Origin of the sequence: Agrobacterium rubi TR3 = NBRC 13261, assembly GCF_000739935.1 — a bacterium.
Lineage (GTDB): Bacteria > Pseudomonadota > Alphaproteobacteria > Rhizobiales > Rhizobiaceae > Agrobacterium > Agrobacterium rubi.
In genome coordinates, this window is the sequence record NZ_BBJU01000017.1 from 146,467 (window position 1) to 153,507 (window position 7,041).

Consider the following 7,041-nt stretch of genomic DNA (forward strand, 5'->3'; position numbering starts at 1 on the left):
CATAACAAGAAAAAAGCCGCCGGGATAATCCTCGGCGGCTTTTTCGTAACGGTTTCAGGTGATCTTACTGGATGACGATGACCTTGGAGCTGCGGCCCGGACGGACGCGGCTGTAGAGGTCGATCACGTCCTGGTTGATCATGCGGATGCAGCCAGACGAAGCGGCCGTACCGATGGATGCCCATTCAGGCGAACCATGGATGCGGAACAGCGTGTCCTGACCCTTGTCGTTGAAGAGATACATAGCGCGGGCGCCCAGCGGGTTGGTCAGGCCTGGGCCCATGCCGCCTTCGACGTAGCGGGCGACTTCAGGCTTGCGATCTGCCATTTCCTTTGGCGGATGCCACATTGGCCATTCCTGCTTCCATGCGACATAGGCTTCACCAGCCCATGCAAAGCCCTGCTTGCCAACGCCGATACCGTAACGCACAGCCTTGCCGCCTGGCAGGATGTAATACAGGAAGCGCTCGCGGGTGTTGACGATAACGGTGCCTGCCTTTTCGGGTGTCTCGTAGTTCACGATCTGGCGGTGGAAACGCTTGTCCACGCGGTTGATCGGAATGGCCGGAAGGGCGTAACCGGCGTCGGTCGTTGCGCCATAAACTTCGTCGCCGAAGATTTGAGTCGTTTCAACATAGGCGGGTGCCGAGGCAGTCGCGGGTGTGGTCTGTGTCGATGTCGAGGCGCAACCGCCCAGAGCAAATACCGACGACAGGCCGAGGGCAGTCAAAATAGTGCGAAGGCGCATGGTGTTCTCGCGGGAAATATCGCCATTTCAGGCGATGCAGGATGCTCTATTGAATAGATGGGTTATTTTCGATTAATCTTGTGTTGGCAAGCCGTTGCATCGCAGCAAGAGAATATGGCGCGCGAAATTGCGGGCGGATGGCCTTTTTGCAACATGAATGGGGCTCATTGCCCGGATTTATCCATGACTATTCTTTCCATCGTCAATAACAATCCGTTAATCGACGGACGCCAGTCACCCAATGCCATGCTGGTGCGTCGCGGTGTTCAGATATTGCTGAACGAGATGCGGCACGCCGTGCTGCCGGAATTGGCGCTGTCCAGCGGGCGCAGAGCCGATCTCATCAGTGTGTCGGTGAAGGGTGAAATATGGATCATCGAGATCAAATCCTCCATCGAGGACTTCAAGGTGGATCGCAAATGGCCGGATTATCGCCAGCATTGCGACCGTCTGTTCTTCGCCACCCATAGCGGCGTTCCGCTCGATATCTTTCCGGAAGAGTGCGGACTGTTCGTATCCGATGGCTACGGCGCGCACATGGTCCGCGAAGCGCCGGAACACAAAGTGCCACCGGCAACACGCAAGTCGCTGATGCTCGATTTTTCGCGCACCGCTGCCCGTCGCTTGATGATGGCCGAATGGTCCACCGGCAAGGATTATTCCGACTGACGATTACTTCGGCGCGCGCTTGGCCAAGATGCGCTGCAAAGTGCGCCGGTGCATGTTGAGGCGTCGTGCCGTCTCAGACACATTGCGCTCGCACATTTCATAGACCCGCTGAATGTGCTCCCACCGTACCCGGTCTGCCGACATTGGGTTTTCCGGCAAGTCCATCTTGTCGCCTTCGCGCTGGGTCAGTGCATTGAACACATCGTCGGCGTCCGCAGGCTTTGCCAGATAATCGAGAGCACCGAGCTTTACCGCCGTCACGGCGGTGGCGATGTTGCCATAACCGGTCAGGACCACGATCTGTGTATCGTCGCGGTGTTGACGAATGGCTTCGATGACTTCCAGGCCGTTACCGTCCCCCAGCCGTAAATCCACCACGGCATATTTCGGCGGTGCCAGCTTGGATTTGGCAATCCCTTCGCTGACCGATTCGGCCGTCTCGACAACAAATCCACGTGTTTCCATGGCCCGCGCAAGACGGCGCAGAAACGGACCGTCGTCATCGACAATCAAAAGCGATGCGTCGGGCCCGATCGGGTTGGCGTTTTCCACGGTCGTGGGTTCTGCCTCATGATGTTGCTGTTCGTCGCTCATGCCTGATCTCCCGGGCCATTGCATCATACATATAGGTATTGGGCCGTGTTGCCGCCAGCTGCGCCCAATAAAGTCACTGACCTCTATTATCGTCCATAATGTCGCGTGGCCAGACAACGGTGACCCGCGCCCCTGCGGCATCTGGTCCACGGTTCTCGAATGTCAGCGTCGCACCGGAGCGCTCTAATAGCGTCTTTGCGATGAACAGACCAAGGCCCAGCCCGCCGGCTCGTGTCACATCCTGCCGCTTGGTCACATAGGGCTCGCCGATCCGCGCCAGAATATCCGGGGCATAACCCTGCCCATCATCCTCGATCGTGACGCGAACCTGTTGGGCATCATGCTCGACGGTGACCGTTACTGCGTCCTTGGCGTAATCGACCGCATTCTCCAGCAGATTGCCGAGGCCATAGAGAATGCCGGCATTGCGTGCGCCCACCGGCTCTCCGCTTCGACCGTTCTTTTCGACCAGCCGAAGCTTGATGCCGAATTCGCGGTGCGGCGCCATCACCTCTTCGATGAGCGAAGACAGCGGAAGCTTGCGCAAATGCTCTTCGCCCTCAGCCGACAGCGACGTCAGCCGCCGCAGAATGTCGCGGCAGCGTTGACTCTGGCTGCGCAACAACGCCACGTCTTCGCGAAAGCGTTCGTCCTGGCCCAGTTCCCGTTCCATCTCCTTTGCCACCACGCTGATGGTGGCCAAGGGTGTGCCGAGCTCATGGGCGGCCGCTGCCGCAAGCCCATCCAGCTGCGACAGATGTTTCTCCCGTTCCAGAACCAGCTCCGTTGCCGCCAGCGCATCCGCCAGCTGGTTCGCCTCGTGCGACACGCGGTAAGCGTAAAAGGCGGCAAACAGCATCATGGCAACGATCGAGCACCAGATGCCGATATGGATGATCAGCTGGATCGGCAACGTCTCGCCCGGATACCACGGAACCGGAAAGGGCGAGAACGCAATGGCCGTGACACAAACCAGTGCGAAGACCAGCAGCATGAGCGAATGTTTCATCGGCTGTGAGGCAAAGGCGATGATGACCTGCACGCAGATCAGTGGCGCAAACGGATTTGAAAGCCCGCCGGTGATGTAGATCAACGCCGTCAGTTGCAACAGATCGAAGGCAAGAAGAAGCGTTGCTTCCCAGGGCTCCAGACGATAGGTCGCCGGAAACCGTGCCGATAGAAACAGGTTGGCTACCGCAAGCGCCCCGATCAGCACTGCGCAGGTCAAAAGAGGCAGCGGAAAATTCAGCCCGAAGGCAACGATCAGGATCGTTGCGCTCTGCCCCACCACCGCCAGCCATCGCAGCCAGACAATGGTTTGCAGGCGGATGTGACGGCTGGCACGGCCAAGCCGCGTATTTTCTTCTGGCTGTGCTGCCATCCGCCCGTCTCCTGTCTCACGTTCCGCGTGGCTTCACGCGATTGGTCGGTTGCGCGTTGGCCGGGTCTTCCGGCCAGGGGTGACGCGGGTAGCGTCCGCGCATATCCGCCCGCACATCTTTCCACGAGCCCGCCCAGAAACCGGGCAAGTCCCGTGTGGTCTGTATCGGCCTGTGCGCGGGCGACGTCAATTCCAGCAGCAGTGGCAATTTGCCGCCTGCCACTGCCGGGTGCTGCTTCAGGCCGAACAGCTCCTGCACACGAATGGTCAGCGTCGGCTCCTCGCCGTCATAACTGATGGCATGCCTCTGGCCCGTGGGTGCTTCGAAATGCGTCGGGAGCAGTTTGGTCAGTTCCCGTTGTGCCGCATGCGGCACCAGCGAAAGAAGCCCGTCCATGATGCCGCCGGACCTGATCTCCTGAAGGCTCCTGGCATCCTGCTGGTAAGGCACGAACCATTCATCCAGGCGTGCAACCAGCGCCTTTCTGCTCGTATCCGGCCAAGGCTCACCGATCGTGCGGTGCAAAAACCCTAGACGCTGGCGCAGCTGTTGCGCCTCCTTGGAAAAGGTCATGATATCAAGCCCATGCTCGCGGATGCCGTTGGCAAGCGCGAGAGCGGCTTTTTCGCCGCTCGGTTTTCCTAGCGGCGTCTCTTCCAGAATGATTGCGCCAATGCGCGTGACGCGGCGCGCTCGAACCTGGCCGCTGGCCTTGTCGAAAAACAGCTGGTCTTCCCTACGGATCGCATCCGGCAGATGCTCTTCCACGTCTTCGCGGCGGATCGAGGCTGCGGCCAGAATGCGTGGCTGTGCGGCCCGCCCGGTCACGTCAGCCACCACAAGCATTTTCTCCGTGGCAAGACGCTCCGTCTCGGCCAGCTCCGCACCCCGGCCATTGGCCATCACATAACGTCCGCGTCCGCCCCGCTGAAAAGCGATGCGATCGGGATAGGCATGCAGCAGAAGCTCCCCGGCGGTGATGGGTTCAGCCGCCGCACTTTGCGCGCCCCCGCCAAGGGAAGAAGCGATCCGTTTGGCCAGACCTTTGGCAGCCGCGGCGCGCTCGCCCCTCTCGTATTTGAAACGCCGAAGCCTTTCCTCCAGATCGATATCGCTGCCGCCAAGCCCCTGTTCGGTCAAAAGCACGGCCAGCATCGCTGCCTCAACGCCGTGTCCGGCGTCATGTGCTGCAATCACCATGGCGGACAGGCGAGGGGGCATGGCCAGGTCCCGCATTTTCCGGCCACGCGGGGTGATGGCCAGGGTCGCATCCAGCGCGCCAAGGCTGGTCAGAAGTGCACGCGCCTCGTTCAGTGCGGTGTGCGGCGGTTGATCCAGAAAGGCAAGCGAGGCGGGATCGGCCACGCCCCAATGGGCAAGATCGAGCGCCAGCCCTAAAAGGTCGCTTGCCAATATCTGCGGCGGCGTAAATGCTGGCAAAGCTGCCGTCTGCCCCGCATGCCAGAGCCGGATAGCGATACCCGGTTCGGTTCGCCCCGCGCGTCCTGCCCGCTGGTCTGCCGAGGCGCGTGACACCTTCACCGTCTCAAGCCGCGTCATGCCGGTGGAAGGCTCAAACACCGGAAGCCGCTGCAAACCGCTATCGATCACCACCCGCACGCCATCGATGGTAATCGAGGTCTCGGCAATCGAGGTCGCCAGCACGATCTTGCGCTTGCCCGGCTCTGTTGGCCTGATTGCTGCATCCTGCTCCCGCTGGGAAAGATTGCCATAGAGCGGAATGACACGCGTTTCCGGCCCGAACCGGCCGTCCAGCCGCTCCAACGTTCGCGTGATCTCGCCCTGCCCAGGCAAAAAAGCGAGGATCGATCCAGCCTCCGATGAGTGCGCGTCTATAATGGCCCGCGCGACCTTGTCTTCGATCCGCGCCTGTCCCGTCCGGTCATCATACCGTGTGTCGATCGGGAAACTGCGGCCCAGGCTTTTGATGACAGGCGCCTCCTTCATCAGGGCGCTGATCCGCTCCACATCCAGCGTGGCCGACATGACGAGGATGCGTAGATCGTCGCGAAGCCCCGCCTGCACGTCCAGCGCCAGCGCCAGACCAAAGTCACCATCAAGCGAGCGTTCGTGAAACTCGTCAAAAATTACTGTAGAGACGCCTAATAGCTCCGGATCATCCAGAGCCATGCGGGCAAACACACCCTCCGTCACCACCTCGATCCGGGTTTTCGCGGAAATGCGATTGTCCAGCCGCATCCTGTAACCCACGGTCTCTCCGACGTTTTCCTGGAGTAGTGACGCCATGCGACTGGCCGCCGCCCGCGCCGCCAACCGCCGCGGCTCCAGCAGAATGATCTTGCCATCGCCGCGCCATGGCTGGTCCAGCAGGTAAAGCGGCACCAGTGTCGTCTTGCCCGCACCCGGCGGCGCAGACAGCACCGCTTGCCCACGCGTCGCCAATGCCGCGCCGATCTCGCTGAGTACCTCGGTTACCGGCAGGGTGGGCAACCTTCGTTCTGTCATCTGTGTCATGTCATTCAAAAATTCAGGCCTTTGCCGTCACGCTTTCATAGGCCAGGATCGCGCCGGCAAGATCTTCTAGCGCCGCACCCACCGATTTGAACAGGGTGATATCCTGATCATTCGTGCGCCCCGCATGCCGACCGGTGACGAGATCGGCAAGCTCGGCGCGAATATCGCCGCGCTGAACAATGCCCGCCTTAAGAGGCTGAACGATATCGCCACCCTCCTTCAACGCCCCATCGAATGTATCGACAAAGAGCGTTGCGCGCTGAACCGCCCCATCGTCACTTTCCCGCATGGTGGGCTTGAACGCGCCAACCAGATCGAGATGCGCCCCCGGTTTCAACCAGTCGCCCTTGATCAGAGGTTCATGGGACAGCGTCGCACAGGAAATGATATCCGCCACGCGCGCCGCTGCCTCAAGATCGCGACAGGCTATGGCATCGAATCCAAGATGACGGGCCTCTTCAGCGGCCTTTTCCGCAGCGGCAGCATTGCGCCCCCATATTTGAAAAGATGTCAGCGGCCGGATCGTAGCATGGGCCTGCATCAGATTGAGCGACAACCGCCCGGTTCCCACCATCAGCATGGAAGACGCATCGTCGCGCGCGAGATACTTTGCAGCGAGAGCAGAGGTCGCAGCCGTGCGCCGCGCCGTCAATTCCCCACCCTCGATCGCAGCCAGCATCTCTCCGGTCTTGCCGGAAGACAGAAGATAGGTGCCGAAAATCGCGGGCAGGGACCGCAGGCTGTTGTCAGGAAAAACAGAGAGTATCTTTACACCCATGTAGGAGCCCGGAACCCATGCGGGCATCATCAGCAGTGTCGCGTCACTTTCGCCGGGAACCTCTAACTCATGATGATGCCGCACAGGCATCACGCAGCCACCCCGAAACATGGTCTCGATGGCCTCTATGAGAGCAGGCCATTGCAAGGCACGGCGCGTTTCGTCTTCGTTGAGAACAAGCATTAGGCAACTCCCGGTCTGATGATCAGGGATGACCTTAGCAATCCCCACGCGTCTGGGCAAAGGCGTGGGTATCTTGTGTGATTGCGATTGGGGTGAACTTGTGCAGTCGAAGGGGTATTTGTGGAAGAAAGGGAAAATAGTTTTATGAATTCAAGGTGTTAGACATTTTCTGATTTTTCTTGTTTGGTGGC

The 7,041-nt window shown here is 60.0% G+C and carries 6 protein-coding genes; 1 reads left to right on the forward strand and 5 read right to left on the reverse strand.

Going from position 1 to position 7,041, the window contains the following annotated elements:
- Window positions 1–64: 64 nt before the first annotated feature.
- On the reverse strand, window positions 65–748 hold the full coding sequence (locus RRU01S_RS14935; RefSeq protein WP_045231079.1) for a L,D-transpeptidase: 684 nt from the start codon (window positions 746–748) through the stop codon (window positions 65–67).
- A 183-nt stretch (window positions 749–931) separates the two neighbouring features.
- Between RRU01S_RS14935 and RRU01S_RS14940 the strand changes: the two genes are divergently transcribed.
- Window positions 932–1,417 (forward strand): MmcB family DNA repair protein, encoded by a 486-nt coding sequence (locus RRU01S_RS14940; protein ID WP_045231080.1) that lies wholly within the window; start codon window positions 932–934, stop codon window positions 1,415–1,417.
- A gap of 3 nt (window positions 1,418–1,420) precedes the next feature.
- Here the strand turns inward: RRU01S_RS14940 and RRU01S_RS14945 are convergent, their stop codons facing one another.
- The 4 genes from RRU01S_RS14945 to lhpI all read right to left on the reverse strand — a co-directional run bounded on the left by RRU01S_RS14945 (window position 1,421) and on the right by lhpI (window position 6,850).
- The gene (locus RRU01S_RS14945; RefSeq protein ID WP_045231081.1) at window positions 1,421–2,011 is read right to left on the reverse strand and encodes an ActR/PrrA/RegA family redox response regulator transcription factor; all 591 of its coding nucleotides are present in this window, start codon (window positions 2,009–2,011) and stop codon (window positions 1,421–1,423) included.
- A gap of 73 nt (window positions 2,012–2,084) precedes the next feature.
- Entirely contained in the window at window positions 2,085–3,392 is a 1,308-nt protein-coding gene (locus RRU01S_RS14950; RefSeq protein WP_045231082.1) for an ActS/PrrB/RegB family redox-sensitive histidine kinase, read from the reverse strand.
- Window positions 3,393–3,408: 16 nt separating this feature from the next.
- Window positions 3,409–5,880, reverse strand: coding sequence for an ATP-dependent helicase HrpB (gene hrpB / locus RRU01S_RS14955; protein ID WP_045231101.1), 2,472 nt, complete (start codon window positions 5,878–5,880; stop codon window positions 3,409–3,411).
- Window positions 5,881–5,902: 22 nt separating this feature from the next.
- On the reverse strand, window positions 5,903–6,850 hold the full coding sequence (lhpI, locus tag RRU01S_RS14960; RefSeq protein ID WP_045231083.1) for a bifunctional Delta(1)-pyrroline-2-carboxylate/Delta(1)-piperideine-2-carboxylate reductase: 948 nt from the start codon (window positions 6,848–6,850) through the stop codon (window positions 5,903–5,905).
- Between the last annotated feature and the right edge of the window lie 191 nt (window positions 6,851–7,041).

Bases quoted from the DNA above. Each gene is read 5' to 3' on its own strand.
- RRU01S_RS14935 (WP_045231079.1), bottom strand. From the start codon at position 748: ATGCGCCTTCGCACTATTTTGACTGCCCTCGGCCTGTCGTCGGTATTT.
- RRU01S_RS14940 (WP_045231080.1), top strand. From the start codon at position 932: ATGACTATTCTTTCCATCGTCAATAACAATCCGTTAATCGACGGACGC.
- RRU01S_RS14945 (WP_045231081.1), bottom strand. From the start codon at position 2,011: ATGAGCGACGAACAGCAACATCATGAGGCAGAACCCACGACCGTGGAA.
- RRU01S_RS14950 (WP_045231082.1), bottom strand. From the start codon at position 3,392: ATGGCAGCACAGCCAGAAGAAAATACGCGGCTTGGCCGTGCCAGCCGT.
- hrpB (WP_045231101.1), bottom strand. From the start codon at position 5,880: ATGACAGAACGAAGGTTGCCCACCCTGCCGGTAACCGAGGTACTCAGC.
- lhpI (WP_045231083.1), bottom strand. From the start codon at position 6,850: ATGCTTGTTCTCAACGAAGACGAAACGCGCCGTGCCTTGCAATGGCCT.